Consider the following 17,323-nt stretch of genomic DNA (forward strand, 5'->3'; position numbering starts at 1 on the left):
CTTCCCCTAAAAGCCCAGGCTCGAAAGCAGATCGTCGACATCGTCCTGCCCGGATACGACATCCTCACGTATATCGGCATGCATCTGCGGACCTTCACCATGGGAAGGGCCTTTTTCTTGTTTTTTTCGTTCCTGCTCGGCGCGCAGCTCTTCGCGGTCGTGCTTGATGCCTGCGACGCGGTCGACCTGACCGGCCATCAGCACCAGGTTGAGCAGGTTGCTTTCGAGTTCAGTGATCAGCCGCGTGACCCGCTTGATCACCTGGCCGGTCAGGTCTTGGAAGTCCTGGGCGAGCATGATTTCACTGAGGTTCTGCGACAGCTGGCTGCCATCGTTCATGGTCCGCTGCAGAAACTGATCTAGCCGTTTGACCAGGTCGCGGAACTGTTCGGCATTCATGTCGCGGCGCATGAAGCGCTGCCAATCAGCCGTCAAGCTCTGCGCCTCATAACTGACGTAGTTGACCAGCGGCGCGGATTCCTCGACGAGGTCCATGGTGCGGTTGGCGGCCTTCTCGGTCATCTCGACGACATAGGACAGACGGTCCGTGGCGTCAGTGATCGGTGACGGATCGCCCCCGGTCGCGCAGGTGTCCATCTCCAGCTTGACGATGGCGTTGTGCAGCTCGCGGGTAAGTTTGCCGACTTCTTGATAAAGTCCCTGGTTACGAGCCTGACTGAGCTCGTTAAACATCTGCGCCGCTTCGTCGAAGCGGCCCTGCTGGAGACTTTCGATAAGTTGGGGTGCGTGAGCCTTGAGCGTCGTTTCGAACTCCGCCAGGCTTTGGTCTGCTTGCGTCATAGTGCCCTCGCGGCGTTACTTCAGCCGTTGACGCGCTCGAAGATCTTCTCGATTTTCTCTTTGAGTACCTGCGCCGTGAACGGCTTGACCACGTACCCGTTAACACCGGCCTGCGCGGCCTCGATGATCTGGTCACGCTTGGCCTCGGCCGTCACCATGAGCACCGGCAGGTGCTTGAGACGGTCGTCCGCACGCACGGCGCGCAGCAGGTCGATGCCGGTCATGCCGGGCATGTTCCAGTCGGTGACGAGAAAGTCGAAGCTGCCGCTCTTGAGCATCGGCAGTGCGGTGGTGCCATCATCCGCCTCGGCGGTGTTGGTGAAGCCCAGATCACGCAAGAGGTTCTTGATGATCCGTCTCATCGTCGAAAAGTCGTCGACGATGAGGATTTTCATGTTCTTGTCCAAGTACACCTCCGTAAATCCCGAAATCCCGGAGCCTGCTCACGGTCTGTTGCGGGCTTCGTGAATGAAGCTCGTTAGAGCAACCTTGATTCGCGTTCCTGAGAACCGGCCCTATCGCGCGCGCCACTCGCCGAGACGAGCCCGCAGGCGCGCCGCGCACTGACTGTGCAACTGGCTGACCCGTGACTCGCTGACGCCCAGCACCTGGCCGATTTCCTTCAAATTCAACTCTTCGTCGTAGTACAGCGACAGCACCAGCTTTTCACGCTCGGGCAGACTGGCAATCGCATCAGCCAGGGCCTGCTGGAAGCGCTCGTCCTCAAGATCGCGAGACGGTTCCGGGTGGGCGCTGGCGGCGTCTTCACCGAACTCCCCGTGCTCGCCTTCCGTCAGCAGATCATCGAAGCTGAACAGGCGGCTGCCCAGGGTGTCGCCCAGAATGCCGTAGTACTCATCGAGACTCAATTTAAGTTCGGCCGCAACTTCTTGATCTTTAGCGTCGCGCCCCGTTCTTGCTTCGATGGCGCGAATGGCCTCGCTGACCATGCGCGAATTGCGGTGCACCGACCGTGGCGCCCAGTCGCCCTTGCGAACCTCGTCAAGCATCGCGCCACGAATGCGGATACCGGCATAAGTTTCGAAGCTTGCCCCCTTGCCGGAGTCGTACTTCTTGGAGGCTTCGAGCAGGCCGATCATGCCGGCCTGCATCAGATCATCGACCTGCACGCTGGCTGGCAGGCGCGCCAGCAAGTGGTAAGCGATGCGCTTGACCAACGGGGCGTACTGCTCGATGAGCTGGTACTGGGAGTCTTTAGCCACTTTGGTGTTGTACATAACCGATTCCCGCCGCTGTCAGTCGTGTGCGTTTGCGGTGGGCCTGACCAGGCGCTCCACAAAAAACTCAAGGTGGCCACGCGGGTTTGCCGGCAGCGGCCAGGTGTCGATTTTCTGCGCTATGGCCTTGAAGGCCAGCGAGCACTTGGCTCGCGGGTAGGCCTCGTAGACCGCGCGTTGCTTCTGAACGGCCTTGCGTACCGCCTCGTCGTAGGGAACCGCACCGACGTACTGCAGGGCGACATCAAGGAAACGTTCAGTCACCTTGGTCAGCTTAGCGAAAAGATTGCGTCCTTCCTGCGGCGCGTGCGCCATGTTCGCCAGCACCCGGAAGCGGCTGATGCCGTAGTCGCGGTTGAGCAACTTGATTAGCGCGTAAGCATCGGTAATCGAGGTGGGCTCATCGGTGACCACGAGCAGGACCTCCTGCGCCGCGCGAACGAAGCTCACCACGCCATCGCCAATACCGGCCGCGGTGTCGATGATCAGCACGTCGATGTCGTGGCCGATCTCGCTGAAGGCCTGGATCAGGCCGGAATGCTGCATCGGTGATAGCTGCACCATGCTTTGCGTACCCGACGCGGCAGGCACGATCCGTACGCCGCCAGGGCCCGGGATCATGACGTCGCGCAGATCGCATTCACCGGCGATCACATCCGCCAGGGTGCGCTTGGCGGTCAGGCCTAGCAGCACGTCAACGTTGGCCAGACCGAGGTCGGCGTCGAGCAGCACCACACGCCGACCGAGATCAGCCAACGCCAGGGAAAGGTTGACCGATACGTTGGTCTTGCCGACGCCACCCTTGCCGCCGGTCACAGCAATAACCTGTACGGGATGAATACCCATCATCAAACGCCTATATCTTGCTGGGGCCCGAAGGCCATCGATGCGTTCAACCTGAACGCGTCTACTGTTTCTCTCTCACGCAGCGCTCTGTTCATCCCGCCCTCCGTGAGGAACCGTTGTACAGGCCGGAAAACATGTCGGCCATCGTTTCCTCGCTGGGCGACTCTTCGGATTGCAGGCTCACCGCGCGGCTGACCAGTTGATGCGTGCGCGGCAACTGGAGGTCCTCGGGAATCCGCGGGCCGTCGGCAAGGTAGGCAATCGGCAGATGCTGACTGATGGTCAGCCCGAGCACGTCGCCCAGAGTACCTGCCTCATCAAGTTTAGTCAGGATGCACCCTGCCAGCCCGCAGGGCCGGTAGTGATGCCACGCCGCTTTCAGGACTTGGCTCTGGCTGGTCGCCGCGAGCACCAGATAGTTCTTCGAACGTACGCCACGGTCGGCCAGCGCCTGCAGCTGCAGGCGCATCATCGGATCGCCTGCCGGCAGGCCAGCGGTGTCGAGCAGAATCAATCGCTTGCGTGCAACCGGCTCCAGGCTCTTGCTCAGCGGCTGACTCGGGTCGATCTGGATCACCGGCACGTTGAGGATACGACCCAAGGTCTTGAGCTGCTCCTGCGCGCCGATACGGTAGTTGTCCATGCTCGCCAGGGCGATGCTCTGCGCGCCGTGCTTGAGAACATGGCGTGCAGCGAGCTTGGCCAGGGTCGTGGTCTTGCCGGCGCCGGCCGGGCCGACAAGAGCAATGACACCGCCCTCTTCCAGCGGCTCGTGCTTGGTCACTTTGATGGACTGAGCCAGGTGCGCCAGCAGCATGCGCCAGGCCTGACGCTGATCACTGATCGAGGCCACCTTTTCCAACAGCCCACGCGACAGATCAGCCGGCAGACCGAGGCGCTGCAAGCGACGCCAGAGGCCAGCCTGCAGCGGGCGACGGTTCTGCTCGTGGCCCCAGGCCAATGAGCCGAGTTGCACCTCGATCAGCTCGCGCAGGCCTTGCAATTCGGTCTGCATTGCCTCGACGGCACGCGAGTCGAATGCCGGAGCCGGCGCGGCTACCGGCGCTGCAGCAGGTTTGGCGGCTACGGCCGGCTTCTCGTCAAGCAACTGACGGTCCCGAGCGGGCTGCGAGCGAGGCGCGCTCAACTCGGCATGGGCATCGGCGATGCGGGTCTGGGTCTTGCGCAGCTCGGCCTCGAGCGCCGGATTCGGCTGCTTCGGCGCGACTGCTTCCATCGGATAATCGAGCACGGCTGTCAGCTCGACGCCGCCAGCGACACGGCGGTTGCCGGTGATCACGGCGTCGGCACCCAGCTCGTCACGAATCATCTTCATGGCGATACGCATGTCGGCTGCGAAGAAACGTTTGACCTGCATGGCCTGTACCCTCGGTTAATTCTGACCCACCGTCGAAACGATGGTGACCTGCTTGTTATCCGGTATTTCCTGATAGGCCAGGACATGAATGTTGGGGACTGCCAGCCGGGCGAATCGCGAGAGCATCGCGCGGACCGGGCCGGCTACCAGCAGAATCGCTGGCTTACCCATCATTTCTTGACGCTGTGCCGCATCTACCAGAGACCGTTGCAACTTTTCTGCCATTCCTGGCTCGAGAAGAATGCCGTCTTCCGAGCCTTGTCCGGCCTTCTGCAGGCTATTGAGCAATATCTGTTCCAACCTGGGCTCAAGGGTGATCACAGGCAGCTGCGGCTCAAGCCCGACAACGTTTTGCACGATTGCGCGGGACAACGCGACCCGCACAGCCGCCACCATCGCGGCGGGATCTTGACTCTTGGTCGCAACGTTCGCGATGGCTTCTGCGATGGTGCGGATGTCGCGAACCGGCACCTGCTCCATCAGCAGCGACTGCAGCACCTTGAGCAAGGTCGAGAGCGAAATCATGCCTGGCACCAGTTCCTCGGCGAGCTTCGGCGAGCTCTTGGCCAGTAGCTGCATCAGTTGCTGCACTTCTTCGTGGCCGAGCAGCTCATGGGCGTGCTTGTGCAGGACCTGGTTGAGGTGGGTCGCAACCACGGTGCTGGCATCGACAACGGTGTACCCGAGCGACTGCGCCTGATCACGCTGGCTGGCTTCGATCCAGACCGCTTCCAGGCCGAACGCCGGGTCCTTGGCGGCAATCCCATTGAGCGGACCGAACACCTGACCGGGGTTAATCGCCAGCTCGCGGTCAGGGTAAACCTCGGCCTCTGCAAGGCTCACCCCCATCAGTGTCAGACGATAGGCGTTGGGCAGCAGATCGAGGTTGTCGCGGATATGTACGGAAGGCATCAGGAAGCCCAGATCCTGAGACAACTTCTTGCGCACGCCCTTGATACGGGCCAGCAGCTGGCCGCCCTGGTTACGATCGACCAGCGGAATCAGGCGATAACCTACTTCGAGGCCGACCATGTCAACGGGCGTCACGTCATCCCACCCCAGCTCCTTGGTCTCCGCAGCGCGCTGCGCCGGCAGGGTTTCCTGTTGCTTCTGTACCTCTTGCTCAGCTTGCTGCTTGGCCTGCTTCTGGCGATGCCAGATCCAGTAAGCACCACCGGCAGAGGCCGCACCCAGCCCGAGAAAGGACATGTGCGGCATGCCAGGCACCAGACCCATGGCGATCATAATGCCGGCCGAGACCGCCAGCGCTTTAGGCGAGGCGAACATCTGCCGGTTAACTTGCTGACCCATGTCCTCAGCGCTGGTAACGCGGGTCACCATGATCGCGGCAGCGGTCGAGAGCAGAAGCGACGGAATTTGCGCCACGAGACCGTCACCGATGGTCAGCAACGCGTAGACCTGGCCCGCCTCAGCGAAGGTCATACCGTGCTGTGCCATGCCGATACCGACACCACCGATCAGGTTGATGAAGAGAATCAGAAGGCCGGCGATGGCGTCACCGCGTACGAACTTGCTGGCACCATCCATCGAGCCGTAGAAATCCGCCTCGGATGCCACCTCGACGCGACGCTTCTTCGCCTCGGCCTGATCGATCAGGCCTGCATTGAGGTCGGCATCGATCGCCATCTGCTTGCCGGGCATGGCATCGAGGGTGAAGCGTGCGCTCACCTCGGAGATACGGCCGGCACCCTTGGTAACGACCACGAAGTTGATGATCATGAGGATCGCGAAGACGACGATACCCACGACGTAATTACCGCCGATCACCACATTACCGAAGGCTTCGATCACGTGGCCCGCCGCCGAGCCCCCTTCGTGGCCGTTGATCAATACGACGCGGGTCGAAGCGACGTTCAACGCCAGGCGCATCAGGGTCGCTACCAGCAAGATCGTCGGAAACACCGCGAAGTCCAGCGGCCGCAAGGCGTAGACGCTGACCAGCAACACAACGATCGACAGCGCGATGTTGAAGGTGAACAGCAGGTCCAGCAGGAACGGCGGCACCGACAGCATCATCATGCCCATCATCACGAGCAGCAGCAGCGGCACCCCCAGGTTGCCGCGCCCCGCGCCCGCCAGGCCGTTGCGAATGTTGATGAGTTGCGTGCGATCCACGTAGACCCCGACAAGACAGAACAAAGAATTGACGCTCGACGCGCCCTGCTCGGGTTGATAGCAAGAAGGGGTCCAACTTCGGTAGGACAGGCGCCAAGCTCGATGCCAGACACGACCGACGGGTCGATTGCGAACCGCTGGCGACCGTCACAGTCTCACTGGAAGCGCCGTCGCGTTGCCCGCTGCGCGACGGCTCCCCAAGGCGGCCGCGGCCGCCCCTGACAGGAACAGGAGTTTGCAATGAAACAGTGGATCATCGCGGCCATCGCAGGCTGCACTGCGCTCGGCGCCAGCGCCGAGACGCTCAATGTCGATGTCAAATCGGTAAACGCTCAGGGAGTCGGCGAATCGGTCGGCACGGTCAAGATTGAGACCAACGAATACGGGCTGGTCTTTCGCCCTGAACTGTCCGGGCTAGAGCCGGGGACTCACGGTTTCCATATCCATGCCAAAGGCAGCTGCCAGCCTGAAGAGAAAGACGGTAAACCCGTTCCCGCTGGCGCTGCTGGTGGTCACTGGGACCCGAAAAACACCGGCAAACACGGCGAACCCTGGGGTGAAGGTCATATGGGCGACCTCCCGGCGCTGATGGTCGGTAGCGACGGCAAGGCCAACCAGCCGGTTCTCGCCCCGCGCCTGAAAAGCCTCGGTGACATCAAGGGCCTGGCGCTGATGGTTCACAAGGGTGGCGACAACCACTCCGACCATCCCGAGCCTCTTGGCGGTGGCGGTGCCCGCGTAGCCTGTGGATTGATCGAATAAAAACCGCCCAAGGCTGGAAGCGTGCTCGCTTCCAGCCTCTCCAAACGCTGCCGTCCTCGCCTATCGCCCCCACACCGGAAACGCCTGCGGCATTCACGCCTCAGTGTGAAGTCCAGCCATCACGTTTCCTGGCCGCCCGTCCTTATTCATCCCTTCGCAGATCAGGGGGAATCGGCAGGTTACCCAGCGGATCCGGCCGTTTGCCTTTGCCCGAGCGGTACTGGCGCAACTGGTAGACGTAGGCGAGCACTTGGGCGACGGCCAAATACAAGCCGGCGGGAATTTCGTGGTCGAGTTCCGTGGAGTAGTAGACCGCCCGCGCCAATGCGGGTGATTCGAGAACGGTTACCTCGTGCTCCCGAGCGATTTCCCGAATCTTCAGCGCTACGAAGTCGCCGCCCTTGGCCACCAGCCTGGGCGCCGAACTCTTGTCGCCGTCGTACTTGAGCGCGACCGCGAAGTGCGTTGGGTTGGTGATGATCACGTCGGCGTCCGGCACCGCCTGCATCATCCGCCGCTGCGCTGCATCCCGCTGCAGCTGGCGAATCCGCGATTTGACCTCCGGCTTGCCTTCGCTGTCCTTGTATTCGTCGCGGACTTCCTGCTTGGTCATCATCAGCTTCTGCTTGTTGTCCCAGAGCTGGAATGGCACGTCGACCGCGGCGATGAGGATCAAGCCGCAAGCCATCCACAGCGCACACCAGCCCACCACCTCGACGCTATGCATGATGGCCAGGTCCAACGGCTGCTTGGCGATGGACAGCAGATCGTCCTCATAGGCGCCCAGTACCGCCAGCGCCACCAGCAACACGACGATGAACTTCGCCAGCGCTTTCAGCAGCTCGACCAGCGCCTTGGTGGAGAACATTCGTTTGAGTCCAGGTCCCGGATTCATGCGGCTGAACTTCGGCGCCATCATCGAACCCGAGAAAAGCCAGCCGCCGAGCGAGATTGGCCCCAAGACCGAAACGATCATGAGCACGATCAGCAGCGGCATGATGGCGTCGAGCGCAATCATGCCGCTACTCATCAGCAGGCGAACCATAGCCCCCTCATCCAGCAACGTTTCCCGGCTGAGTTCGAAGCTGCCTTGCATGACAGCCATCAAACTACCGGCAAGGCTTCCCCCGGACGCCAATAATCCGCCGATTCCCCCCACTGTGACCGCGACCGTGCTCAGCTCGCGTGAGCGCGCGATCTGGCCTTTTTCGCGAGACTCACGGAGGCGTTTCTCTGTGGGTTCCTCGCTTTTGTCGGCGCCGCTTTCGCTCTCAGCCATGCTGGATCTCCGCCGGTCGTGTGTGGACGGTCAAGCGCATCAGCGCAGCCCGATCAATTCGCGAAGCATCGCCAGAGCCTCGCTTGCGAACGTCTGGTATTGCGCCAGGATGTCGGCCATGCCGATCCAGACGAGGATCAGGCCGAGCACCAGGGTCAAAGGGAAGCCAATCGAAAAGATGTTCAACTGGGGCGCGGCGCGTGTCATCAGTCCGAACGCCAGGTTCACCACCAGCAATGCCGTGATTGCTGGCAGGACCAGCAAGAGCCCCGCCCCCAGCACCCATCCCAGCTTGCCGGCCACTTCCCAGAAATGGTTGGTCCCGACCAGCCAGCCGCCAATGGGTAAGGTTACGAAACTCTCCGAAAGGATCTCCAGGACCACCAGGTGACCGTTCATGGCGAAAAACATCAAGATCACCAGCATGTTGAAAAACTGGCCGATCACCGGCACCGAGATGCCATTGGCCGGGTCCACCATCGAGGCGAAACCCAGGCCCATCTGCATGGCCAAGAGCTGGCCAGACACGATGAATACATGGAAGAACAGCTGCAGGGTAAAGCCCAGCATGACCCCGATCAGGATTTGTTCGGCAATGAGCACCAACGCCTCGCCACTGAGCGCTTCGACGACCGGTACCGCAGGCAGCGTCGGCACCAACACCACCGAAATGGCCAGCGCGAGGTAGAGGCGAATGCGCATCGGCACGAGCTGGGAGCCGATGATCGGCATGCTCATCAGCAGTGCGGCGATGCGAAACATGGGCAACAGAAACTGGCCGACCCAGGCGCCGATCTGCGCATCGCTGAGTTCAAGCACCGCGGTGGGCCCCGCTCAACGCCAGCACCACCATCACCCGATGATCAGCGGAATGTTCTGGACGAGCCCCTGCGTGTACTCCATCAGCTCGCGAACCAGCCAGGGCCCCGCCCAAATCAGCGTCACCAGCATGACCAGCAGGCGCGGCAGGAAGCTCAGGGTTTGTTCGTTGATCTGAGTGGCCGCCTGGAACATGGCCACCACCAGGCCGACCAGCAGACTCGGCACGACCAGCACACCGACGATCATGGCGGTCATCCACAAGGCTTCGCGAAACAGGTCAACCGCGACTTCGGGTGTCATGCGTGTCTCCCCTGGCTGCTAGAGCGTGCCGAAACTGCTGGCAAGCGTGCCGATGATCAGCCCCCATCCATCGACCAGCACGAAGAGCATGATCTTGAACGGCAGCGAGATGATCAGCGGCGAGAGCATCATCATCCCCATCGCCATCAGCACGCTGGCGACCACCATGTCGATGATCAGGAACGGAATGAAGATCATGAAACCGATCTGAAACGCTGTCTTCAGCTCGGAGGTGACGAACGCAGGAACCAGAATGGTCAGCGGCGCGGCATCCGGCGACGGAATATCGGTGCGGCGCGACAGGCGCATGAACAGCTCGAGATCGCTCTCTCGGGTCTGCGCCAGCATGAAGTTCTTCAGCGGCACCTCGGCCCTGGCCAGCGCGTCCTGCGCGGACAGTTGCTCATTGAGGTAAGGCTGGACCGCCTCGTTGTTTATCCGTTCGAACACCGGCGCCATGATGAACAGCGTAAGGAAGATCGTCAGGCCGACCAGGATCTGGTTCGACGGCGTCTGCTGCAGGCCCAGCGCCTGGCGCAAGATCGAGAAGACAATGATGATCCGCGTAAAGCTGGTCATCAGCATGACAAACGCCGGGATGAAGCTCAGCGCCGTCATGATCAACAGGATCTGCAGGCTGACCGAGTATTCCTGCTGGCCTTCGGCGTCAGTGCTCAACGTGATCGCGGGGATCGACAACGGGTTGTCACCCTGGCCGATCAGCGAGCCTGCGTCCTGCCCCATCGCCAGCGGCGCGGCGACCGCCAGCAGCAGCGTCAACAGCAGTCGCAGCATCAAGGCTTGTCCTTTTGATCTCGCCCGAGCAACTCCATCAGCCGCTGGGCAAACTCCGGATTAGCCGGCTCGGCGTCCGGCAGATGCACCGGTTCCTTCAACACATGCAGCGGCGTGATGCGGCCGGCGCTCAGGCCAACCAGCACTTGCTCGGTGCCGACCTGCACCAGCACCAGCCGCTCACGCGGGCCAAGCGCCTGGGTGGAAATCAGCTTGATCGCCTGGTTGCTGCGCGGGTTGAGTTGTTGCATGCGACGCAAGGCCCACGCCAAGGCGAATATCAATCCGATGACCAGCAACAGGCCGAGCAGCAGCTTGGTCATCTGCGCGCCCATTCCACCCGAAGCAGCCGTGGCGGCCGGCTCCGCAGCCACCGCCGGCAACGTCAGTGCCCATGCGAAAAAACCGAGTCTGTTCATCAGCGCAGCTTCTTGATGCGTTCGCTCGGGCTGATCACGTCAGTCAGGCGAATGCCGAACTTTTCGTTGACCACCACGACCTCACCATGAGCGATGAGCGTACCGTTGACCAGGACGTCCAGCGGCTCGCCAGCCAGCCGGTCAAGCTCCACCACCGACCCCTGATTGAGCTGGAGCAGGTTGCGGATGCTGATCTCGGTACTGCCGACTTCCATTGAGATGGACACCGGAATATCGAGGATGACATCCAGGTTCGGGCCCTCGAGCCCTGCGGGGTTGCCGAGGTGCTTAGGCGCAGCGCCGAATTCCTCGAGCGGTGCTCGCGGTGGCGCAGGGGCCGCAGCCGGCCCTTGATTCATCAGCGCATCGATGTCGTCCTGGCTTGCGTCGCCCGCCTCGGCGAGCGCCGCGGCCCACTCGTCGGCCAGCGCCTGCTCTTCAGGGGATGTGTTTTCAAATTCATCTGCCATTGCGATTCCTCGACCGGCTTGAGAGAGGTAATGAGGGCTCGATCACCGTGGGCGCAGCACGGAGTCGAGTACCTGCAGGGCCAGGTTGCCCTTGTGCGCGCCTAGCTTGACCTTGAAGGCTGGCATGCCGTTGGCGCGCATGATCATGTCTTCGGGCATTTCCACCGGGATCACGTCGCCCGGCTGCATGTTCAGGATGTCGCGCAGCTTGAGCTGGCGCCGGACAACCGTCGCACTGAGCGGCACATGCACGTCGAGAATGTCCTCGCGCAGGGCATTGATCCAGCGCTCGTCCTGGTCGCTGACGTCGGACTGGAAGCCCGCGTCGAGCATCTCGCGAATCGGCTCGATCATCGAATACGGCATGGTCACGTGGAAATCGCCACCGCCGCTGTCGAGTTCGATATGGAAGGTCGACACCACCACCACTTCGCTCGGGCTGACGATGTTGGCCAGCGCCGGATTCACTTCGGAGTGCACGTATTCGAAATTGACGTCGAGCACGGCATGCCAGGCTTCCTTGAGATCGACGAACGCCTGATCCAGCACCATGCGCACCACGCGCAGTTCCGTCGGGGTGAATTCCCGGCCCTCGATCTTGGCGTGACGCCCGTCGCCGCCGAAGAAATTATCGACCAGCTTGAACACCAGCTTGGCATCGAGGATGAACAGCGAGGTGCCACGCAACGGCTTGATCTTGACCAGATTGAGGCTGGTCGGCACATACAGCGAATGCACGTATTCGCCGAACTTCATGACCTGGACGCCACCGACGGACACGTCAGCCGAGCGGCGCAACAGGTTGAACATGCTAATGCGGGTGTAGCGTGCGAAACGCTCGTTGACCATCTCCAGGGTCGGCATGCGGCCACGGACGATGCGGTCCTGGCTGGTGAGGTCGTAACTCTTGATGCTGCCCGGTTCGGCGTCGCTTTCGGTATCGACCAGACCGTCGTCCACGCCGTGCAGCAGCGCGTCGATCTCGTCTTGCGAGAGCAGGTCTTGAACAGCCACTGGAACGGCCCCCTATTGCAATACGAAGTTGGTGAACAGCACTTGCTCGATGGCAAGCTTGCCGATTTCCTTCTGGGCCAGCTCCTGCACGCTCACGGTCGCCTGCTGGCGCAGCATCTCCTGGCCCACCGGCGTCGCCAGCGCGGCGAAATCCTGGCTGGAAAACAGCATGACCAGTTGATTGCGCAACAACGGCATGTGTTCCTTCAAGGCGTCCAGTGCGGCCTGGTCACGCGACATAAGGGCGACACCGACCTGCATGTAGCGGGGCCGGCCACCGGTATTGCTGAAATTCACCACGAATGAGGGTGCAAGCACCTCGTAAACGGCTGGCTGACGCTGAGGCGCGGCGGCCTCCGCCTTGGCAGCGTCCTCGGCAGGCGCCTCCGGTTCGCTCTTGCCCATGAAGAACAGCGTGGCGCCGACCGACAGGCCGACCGCCAGCAGCAATCCGACCACGATGAGGATGATCAGCTTGAGCTTGCTCTTACCACCGGCCGTTGCCGCACCAGGTGCCGCAACGTCGGGTGGTCCCTGTTTCTTAGCCATGCCAAATATCCGTCATCACGTGTGATTGCTCTGAGTTCAAGGGGTTAGGAGCAACTGCTGTGCCAGAGTATCGGCCAGTGGCAGGCGGCAGTAAATGCCAGAGGGCACTGCTCACCCGCCGCTGGATGGAAAGCCGGGCTCATCGCCCGGCCGGTTCACGCGTAGTAATCCACCAGCCCGCGGTCGTTGCCACCCCGATTGCTGCGGATTTCGGTCATGCCCTGCACAACGTCTTCTTCGTCCCCGCCGCCGAAACCGGCCATGCCGCGACCGCCGCGGGACTCATCGCCGCCCTGCCCCTGGCCCTGCCAGCCACGCGCCAACGACTGGTCGGAAACGTTGACGTCCATTGTCATCCCCTGCTGGGTAAACATGTCGCGCAGGCGTTGCATCTGGCCTTCGAGGGCATCCCGGACGCCAGCGTGCGGGCTAAGGAAGGTGACCTGGGCCTGATCCTTGTTCATGTCGATGCGCACTTCCATACGCCCGAGCTCCGCCGGGTCCAGCTGAATCTCGGCGGACTTTAGATTCTGGCTCGACATCCACATCACGCGGTCGACCACCGCCTCGCTCCAGCCGGACTGCTGGACCTGTACCGGCTGCCCGGGCACCAATGGCGCTGCCCGTTGAACCTGCGGCGGCTGCTGACCAACCGCCTGGGCCAGCGGGTTCAAGCGGTTGATGGCAGATTCAGCAGCCGCGCTGCGGGTTTCCTTTGGCGAATCCAGCTGTTCGAGCAATTCGGCGAAGCCTTCTTCCAGCGAGGGCTCAGCCAAATCCTCGGTGCTCTCCTCGGCCATCTGGAGCGGCGCGACGAGCTCGGCCTGCTCCTGAGCCTGCAACGGCTCGCCGGTCAGCGTCGTCGGCAGTTGGCCTTTTGGCGCGCCAGTCTGGCCTTCCAGCGGCGTACGCTGGCCTAGGAGCATGTCCTCTGTAGCCGGCATGTCGCCTTCGGCGGACGCAGGTTGCGCCTGCAGCACGCCCGTCAGGAATTCGCTGCCAGTCGGTAGCGTAGGCGCCGTGTCGGCAGGCGTTTCGGCAGCCGGGCCACCGAGACCAAGCAGGAGCAAAGGGTCCACGGCCCCCTCAGCGTCGTCGAGCGACTCGGTGTCCTCTGCAGTTGCCTCGGCAGTGGCAGGCAATTCATTGCCGCATTCGTCAACGGCCGGCTTCTCGCTGCCGCTTGCCGCGGCGGTTTCCTGACTCGGTTTTTCAGCAACGGCTTTGTCCCGCGTCGGTTTTGCGCTGGCCTCATGACGCTCGACGGGCTTGGCCTGGCGCTCCTTGGCATAGACGTTGGCGAAGCTGGAGGCCTCGTCACGGCTGGGCTGGGCATTTGATTTAGCTGCGGCGGTGGGCGCTTTCGGCGCGGCAGTCGGAGCCTTGATATTGAGTAGCAGATCGGGGGAAACGGCCATGGGCTTTCCGCTCAGGGTGATGACTTCACAGCAGGGAAAGCAAACTCCGGGCCAGCACGAACAGGATCAAGCGCGACCGCTGAATCGTTGCCGCTCGGCACGGTACAGGATGCGCACGATGGCGAATTCGCGTTCGATACGCTCGATGAGTGCCGGCGCGACGGCAAGCTGTTCGCGCCGCGCGGTTTCCTCGAGTTCGCGACAGAGTTCGGCAAGCAAGGCGGCCCCCATGTTGCTGCAGCTGCCTTTGAAGCTGTGCGCGGCCTGGCGCAACGCTTCCGCCTCGCCGGCATCAACGGCGCGCTGCAGCAGGCGCAGCCGCTCTTCGGAGTCAACCAGGAAGGTGTCCAGCAAGACTGGATACTCCGCCTCCATAACCTCCTGAAGCGTCATCAACACTCGATTGTCGAGGTGATCGACCACAGCTGTACTCCTGGCAAGAAGCCTGAATTATGCATGAGCCCCCCAATGGAACTCCACGCTGAGCACTTTGCCCTCGGCGTCCCAGCTGAACCGCTCAGTCAGCTGACGAATCATCCGCAGCCCTCGCCCGCCGAGGCTTTCGGGGCAGTACTGCTTGCTCAGCACCTCCGCCACGTCGAACCCGGGCCCGCTGTCGCTGACGCAGATTCTCAGCCAGCCCCGCGCGCCCTCGGATCGCACCGTCAGTTGAAGGGTGACGCTACCCTCGCGCAGCTGCTCCAAGCGCCGCTGGCGTTCGTCGTAGTAGCGTGCAAATCCAGCGGCATCGCACTTCATTGAAGAATCCAACAGCAGCACGCCGTGCTCGAGTGCATTCGAGTAGAGCTCGGTCACCACGGTATAGACGGTGCCAGCGCGCTGACGCAACGGCGGTATCTGCAGCAGCATCTGCATCAACATCGGCAGCGGATTGGCCGTGCGCAGGCTATCAGGCCGCAGCTCGATACCAGTGGACCAGTCCATTGGCCGCATGGGTCGTGCACCGAGCGGGAACTGGCCAAACGGATTGCCGGGCGCCACCGCCTGGGCATCCAGCATGCTGACCTCCACGAGGCTCAGGTCGTCGAGCATCTGGCCGTGGAAGGCACTCAGTGCCTGCTGGATTTCGTCGAACAGCTGCGCCGGGTCGCGGTTGGCATCGAGGGCGGCGAGCAGGCGCGCCTCGCCAAAGAGCTCGTCATCAGCGTTGCAACTGTCGAGTACGCCATCGGACATCAGCAGCAATCGGTCGCCAACGGCCAGCGGCAGCGTTTCGAAACGGTCATCGAACGCGGCGCTGTCCAACACTCCCAGCGGCAGGTGACGAGAGGTCAACGCGACTCGCCCCTCCTGGCCGGCTCTGAGCAGGTAACCATCGGGCAGACCGCCATTCCAGAAACGCAGGCTGCCCTGACTGAAGTTGATGTCGAGAAAGGTCGCGCAGCAGAACATTTCCACCGGCAAGATCAGTTTCAGCTTGGCGTTGATTTCACGCAGGATTTCGCTACTGGAGTAGCCCTTCGCTGTCATGCCGTAGAAGGTTTCGGCCAGTGGCATGGCGCCTATCGCCGCGGGCAGGCCATGGCCGGTGAAATCGCCCAGCAGCACGAACATCCGCTCGGCCGGCGCATGCGCGGCCAGCAGCAGGTCACCGTTGAACAGGGCGCGCGGTGACTGGTGGAACCGGATATTCGGCGCGTTGAGGCAACCCGCGTGGGCCACTTTGTCGAAAATCGCCTTGGCCGCGCGTTGCTCGTCGAGCAGCTGCTGGTTGCGCCGTGCAATCAGATCACGCTGCTCCAGCACCGTGGCCTGCAAACGCCGCAGCCGGTGCATGGCCTGGATCTTGGCTTCGAGGATGATCGGGTTGTACGGCTTGGCGATGAAGTCGTCGCCGCCCGCCTCCAGGCAGCGCACCAGCGCCTCGTTCTCGGTCAGCGATGTAAGAAAAATGATGGGTACCAGCTCGTTGCCGGCCAGTCGCTTGATCCGCTCGGCCGCTTCGAAACCGTCCATCACCGGCATCAGCGCATCCATGAGCACCAGTTGCGGCCGCTCGCGTTCGAAGATGTCGACAGCCTCGGCACCGTTGATGGCAGTCATCACCCGATGCCCCTGCCGCGCGACGATCGCGGCCAGCAGCATGCGGTCAGCCGCGCCGTCTTCGGCGATGAGTATGGATAGCCTGCGAGGCATTCAGGCGATGGCGAACAATTGTTCGAAGTTGGAAACCGAGAGGACCTTACGCACGTCTGGGTTGCAGTTGATCAGGCGGATATCAGCTCTGTCGCCGCCGGCGTGATCACGCAGCAGCAGGAGCATGCCGAGCGCGGAACTGTCGAGATAGGTCGCACCGCCAAGGTCGACCACGTAACGCTTGGGAGTGCAATCGACGCGCTGATAGGCGTCGCGGAAGGCCTGATGGGCATTGAAATCGAAACGCCCCTGGATGGTAATCGTCAGCTCTTGTCCATCTGCCGATAGCTGTGAACTGATGGTCATGTAGCACTCCTAATCCTAACGAGGTCGCAACCCTTCGCCGCGGCTGTCGTGTGTTGCTGGATTGGCGCTGGCACCGCCGGTAGCGCCTATTTTCTGCCAGCGCCTGCGGCTTCAATGTCCAGCCGTGCTGTTGCAAAGAAGCACGTGAAGATTTAGCACCCAAACCTACGCGCAGCAAGCTCATTCCTGTTTTGGCCGACCTGCGAGGCGCTGGGCGAACTCGTCGAGCAGTTTCTGCTCGCGCTTGTCCGCTGCGGTACGTGCTTCCTGCAAATAACGCTCGACCAGTTTGCGCAGCCCGTCGAGGCGCGCGCGGCGTTGCTGCCATTGCTCGCGCAGCTTGTCGAGATTATTGCGGTGCCAGTCCAGACTGCGTTGCTGCTGGGCGATGGCCGACTCGAGTTGCGAAAGGAAGCGTTGGTAGTTCATCAACCACTGACCCGAGACGCCCTGGCTGCCCTGATTGAGCCACTGCTGTTGGTAGTCGGTGAAATATTGGCGTAGCTCCCCGAGCTTCGCCTCGGCCTGGGCGACCTGCGTCTGCCCCTGGCCGAACAAGCGCGCGGCGTCGCGCTCGGCCCGCTCGGCCATATCGATCACGGGCGCCAGGCGCGCTGCACGGCTCGCCGACAA

20 protein-coding genes are annotated in these 17,323 nt (G+C 62.1%); 1 reads left to right on the top strand and 19 read right to left on the bottom strand.

The annotated features are described in order from the left end of the window. Positions 1 to 6: 6 nt before the first annotated feature. From M1D78_RS13330 to flhA, 6 genes are all read right to left on the bottom strand, one after another. Positions 7 to 801, bottom strand: a complete 795-nt coding sequence (locus M1D78_RS13330; protein ID WP_437420483.1) for a protein phosphatase CheZ — start codon at positions 799 to 801, stop codon at positions 7 to 9. Between the two features lie 20 nt (positions 802 to 821). Beyond that, on the bottom strand, positions 822 to 1,196 hold the full coding sequence (locus M1D78_RS13335; RefSeq protein WP_437420484.1) for a chemotaxis response regulator CheY: 375 nt from the start codon (positions 1,194 to 1,196) through the stop codon (positions 822 to 824). A 120-nt stretch (positions 1,197 to 1,316) separates the two neighbouring features. Then, on the bottom strand, positions 1,317 to 2,039 hold the full coding sequence (gene fliA, locus M1D78_RS13340; protein ID WP_437420485.1) for an RNA polymerase sigma factor FliA: 723 nt from the start codon (positions 2,037 to 2,039) through the stop codon (positions 1,317 to 1,319). Positions 2,040 to 2,057: 18 nt separating this feature from the next. Then, entirely contained in the window at positions 2,058 to 2,888 is an 831-nt protein-coding gene (gene fleN / locus M1D78_RS13345; RefSeq protein WP_457932888.1) for a flagellar synthesis regulator FleN, read from the bottom strand. Between the two features lie 88 nt (positions 2,889 to 2,976). Further along, entirely contained in the window at positions 2,977 to 4,263 is a 1,287-nt protein-coding gene (gene flhF, locus M1D78_RS13350; RefSeq protein ID WP_437420487.1) for a flagellar biosynthesis protein FlhF, read from the bottom strand. Between the two features lie 15 nt (positions 4,264 to 4,278). Then, positions 4,279 to 6,399 carry a flagellar biosynthesis protein FlhA gene (gene flhA, locus M1D78_RS13355; RefSeq protein WP_437420488.1) on the bottom strand — a complete coding sequence of 707 codons (2,121 nt, stop codon included), beginning with the start codon at positions 6,397 to 6,399 and terminating at the stop codon, positions 4,279 to 4,281. Between the two features lie 240 nt (positions 6,400 to 6,639). Between flhA and sodC the strand changes: the two genes are divergently transcribed. Continuing rightward, positions 6,640 to 7,161 carry a superoxide dismutase [Cu-Zn] SodC gene (sodC, locus tag M1D78_RS13360; RefSeq protein WP_437420489.1) on the top strand — a complete coding sequence of 174 codons (522 nt, stop codon included), beginning with the start codon at positions 6,640 to 6,642 and terminating at the stop codon, positions 7,159 to 7,161. A 142-nt stretch (positions 7,162 to 7,303) separates the two neighbouring features. Here sodC and flhB read toward each other — a convergent pair whose 3' ends face one another. The 13 genes from flhB to fliJ form a co-directional block, all read right to left on the bottom strand. Continuing rightward, positions 7,304 to 8,440 carry a flagellar biosynthesis protein FlhB gene (gene flhB, locus M1D78_RS13365; protein ID WP_437420490.1) on the bottom strand — a complete coding sequence of 379 codons (1,137 nt, stop codon included), beginning with the start codon at positions 8,438 to 8,440 and terminating at the stop codon, positions 7,304 to 7,306. 39 nt (positions 8,441 to 8,479) lie between these two features. Further along, positions 8,480 to 9,259, bottom strand: a complete 780-nt coding sequence (gene fliR, locus M1D78_RS13370; RefSeq protein ID WP_437420491.1) for a flagellar biosynthetic protein FliR — start codon at positions 9,257 to 9,259, stop codon at positions 8,480 to 8,482. Positions 9,260 to 9,292: 33 nt separating this feature from the next. After that, on the bottom strand, positions 9,293 to 9,562 hold the full coding sequence (gene fliQ / locus M1D78_RS13375) for a flagellar biosynthesis protein FliQ (protein ID WP_407291396.1): 270 nt from the start codon (positions 9,560 to 9,562) through the stop codon (positions 9,293 to 9,295). Between the two features lie 18 nt (positions 9,563 to 9,580). Beyond that, the gene (gene fliP / locus M1D78_RS13380; protein WP_457933594.1) at positions 9,581 to 10,306 is read right to left on the bottom strand and encodes a flagellar type III secretion system pore protein FliP; all 726 of its coding nucleotides are present in this window, start codon (positions 10,304 to 10,306) and stop codon (positions 9,581 to 9,583) included. Between the two features lie 50 nt (positions 10,307 to 10,356). Beyond that, positions 10,357 to 10,776 carry a flagellar biosynthetic protein FliO gene (gene fliO, locus M1D78_RS13385; RefSeq protein ID WP_437420493.1) on the bottom strand — a complete coding sequence of 140 codons (420 nt, stop codon included), beginning with the start codon at positions 10,774 to 10,776 and terminating at the stop codon, positions 10,357 to 10,359. Next, positions 10,776 to 11,246, bottom strand: coding sequence for a flagellar motor switch protein FliN (gene fliN / locus M1D78_RS13390; protein ID WP_437420494.1), 471 nt, complete (start codon positions 11,244 to 11,246; stop codon positions 10,776 to 10,778). The genes fliO and fliN overlap by 1 nt, the downstream gene beginning before the upstream one ends. Before the next feature lie 42 nt (positions 11,247 to 11,288). Further along, positions 11,289 to 12,260 (bottom strand): flagellar motor switch protein FliM, encoded by a 972-nt coding sequence (gene fliM, locus M1D78_RS13395; protein ID WP_437420495.1) that lies wholly within the window; start codon positions 12,258 to 12,260, stop codon positions 11,289 to 11,291. Positions 12,261 to 12,272: 12 nt separating this feature from the next. Then, entirely contained in the window at positions 12,273 to 12,809 is a 537-nt protein-coding gene (gene fliL / locus M1D78_RS13400; protein WP_437420496.1) for a flagellar basal body-associated protein FliL, read from the bottom strand. Between the two features lie 155 nt (positions 12,810 to 12,964). Further along, positions 12,965 to 14,227 carry a flagellar hook-length control protein FliK gene (locus tag M1D78_RS13405; RefSeq protein ID WP_437420497.1) on the bottom strand — a complete coding sequence of 421 codons (1,263 nt, stop codon included), beginning with the start codon at positions 14,225 to 14,227 and terminating at the stop codon, positions 12,965 to 12,967. A 66-nt stretch (positions 14,228 to 14,293) separates the two neighbouring features. After that, positions 14,294 to 14,620, bottom strand: a complete 327-nt coding sequence (locus M1D78_RS13410; protein WP_437421314.1) for an Hpt domain-containing protein — start codon at positions 14,618 to 14,620, stop codon at positions 14,294 to 14,296. A 57-nt stretch (positions 14,621 to 14,677) separates the two neighbouring features. Then, positions 14,678 to 16,384: an ATP-binding SpoIIE family protein phosphatase gene (locus M1D78_RS13415; protein WP_437420498.1), complete on the bottom strand. Its 1,707-nt coding sequence runs from the start codon at positions 16,382 to 16,384 to the stop codon at positions 14,678 to 14,680. After that, positions 16,385 to 16,690: an STAS domain-containing protein gene (locus M1D78_RS13420; RefSeq protein ID WP_437420499.1), complete on the bottom strand. Its 306-nt coding sequence runs from the start codon at positions 16,688 to 16,690 to the stop codon at positions 16,385 to 16,387. Positions 16,691 to 16,870: 180 nt separating this feature from the next. After that, on the bottom strand, positions 16,871 to 17,323 hold the full coding sequence (gene fliJ, locus M1D78_RS13425; RefSeq protein WP_437420500.1) for a flagellar export protein FliJ: 453 nt from the start codon (positions 17,321 to 17,323) through the stop codon (positions 16,871 to 16,873).

It is taken from the genome of Pseudomonas sp. SA195 (assembly GCF_054131565.1).

Excerpts from the sequence above, each read along its gene's own strand:
- M1D78_RS13330 (WP_437420483.1), bottom strand. The coding sequence starts at position 801 with ATGACGCAAGCAGACCAAAGCCTGGCGGAGTTCGAAACGACGCTCAAG.
- M1D78_RS13335 (WP_437420484.1), bottom strand. The coding sequence starts at position 1,196 with ATGAAAATCCTCATCGTCGACGACTTTTCGACGATGAGACGGATCATC.
- fliA (WP_437420485.1), bottom strand. The coding sequence starts at position 2,039 with ATGTACAACACCAAAGTGGCTAAAGACTCCCAGTACCAGCTCATCGAG.
- fleN (WP_457932888.1), bottom strand. The coding sequence starts at position 2,888 with ATGATGGGTATTCATCCCGTACAGGTTATTGCTGTGACCGGCGGCAAG.
- flhF (WP_437420487.1), bottom strand. The coding sequence starts at position 4,263 with ATGCAGGTCAAACGTTTCTTCGCAGCCGACATGCGTATCGCCATGAAG.
- sodC (WP_437420489.1), top strand. The coding sequence starts at position 6,640 with ATGAAACAGTGGATCATCGCGGCCATCGCAGGCTGCACTGCGCTCGGC.
- flhB (WP_437420490.1), bottom strand. The coding sequence starts at position 8,440 with ATGGCTGAGAGCGAAAGCGGCGCCGACAAAAGCGAGGAACCCACAGAG.
- fliQ (WP_407291396.1), bottom strand. The coding sequence starts at position 9,562 with ATGACACCCGAAGTCGCGGTTGACCTGTTTCGCGAAGCCTTGTGGATG.
- fliP (WP_457933594.1), bottom strand. The coding sequence starts at position 10,306 with ATGGGGCAGGACGCAGGCTCGCTGATCGGCCAGGGTGACAACCCGTTG.
- fliO (WP_437420493.1), bottom strand. The coding sequence starts at position 10,776 with ATGAACAGACTCGGTTTTTTCGCATGGGCACTGACGTTGCCGGCGGTG.
- fliN (WP_437420494.1), bottom strand. The coding sequence starts at position 11,246 with ATGGCAGATGAATTTGAAAACACATCCCCTGAAGAGCAGGCGCTGGCC.
- fliL (WP_437420496.1), bottom strand. The coding sequence starts at position 12,809 with ATGGCTAAGAAACAGGGACCACCCGACGTTGCGGCACCTGGTGCGGCA.
- M1D78_RS13405 (WP_437420497.1), bottom strand. The coding sequence starts at position 14,227 with ATGGCCGTTTCCCCCGATCTGCTACTCAATATCAAGGCTCCGACTGCC.
- M1D78_RS13410 (WP_437421314.1), bottom strand. The coding sequence starts at position 14,620 with ATGACGCTTCAGGAGGTTATGGAGGCGGAGTATCCAGTCTTGCTGGAC.
- M1D78_RS13415 (WP_437420498.1), bottom strand. The coding sequence starts at position 16,384 with ATGCCTCGCAGGCTATCCATACTCATCGCCGAAGACGGCGCGGCTGAC.
- M1D78_RS13420 (WP_437420499.1), bottom strand. The coding sequence starts at position 16,690 with ATGACCATCAGTTCACAGCTATCGGCAGATGGACAAGAGCTGACGATT.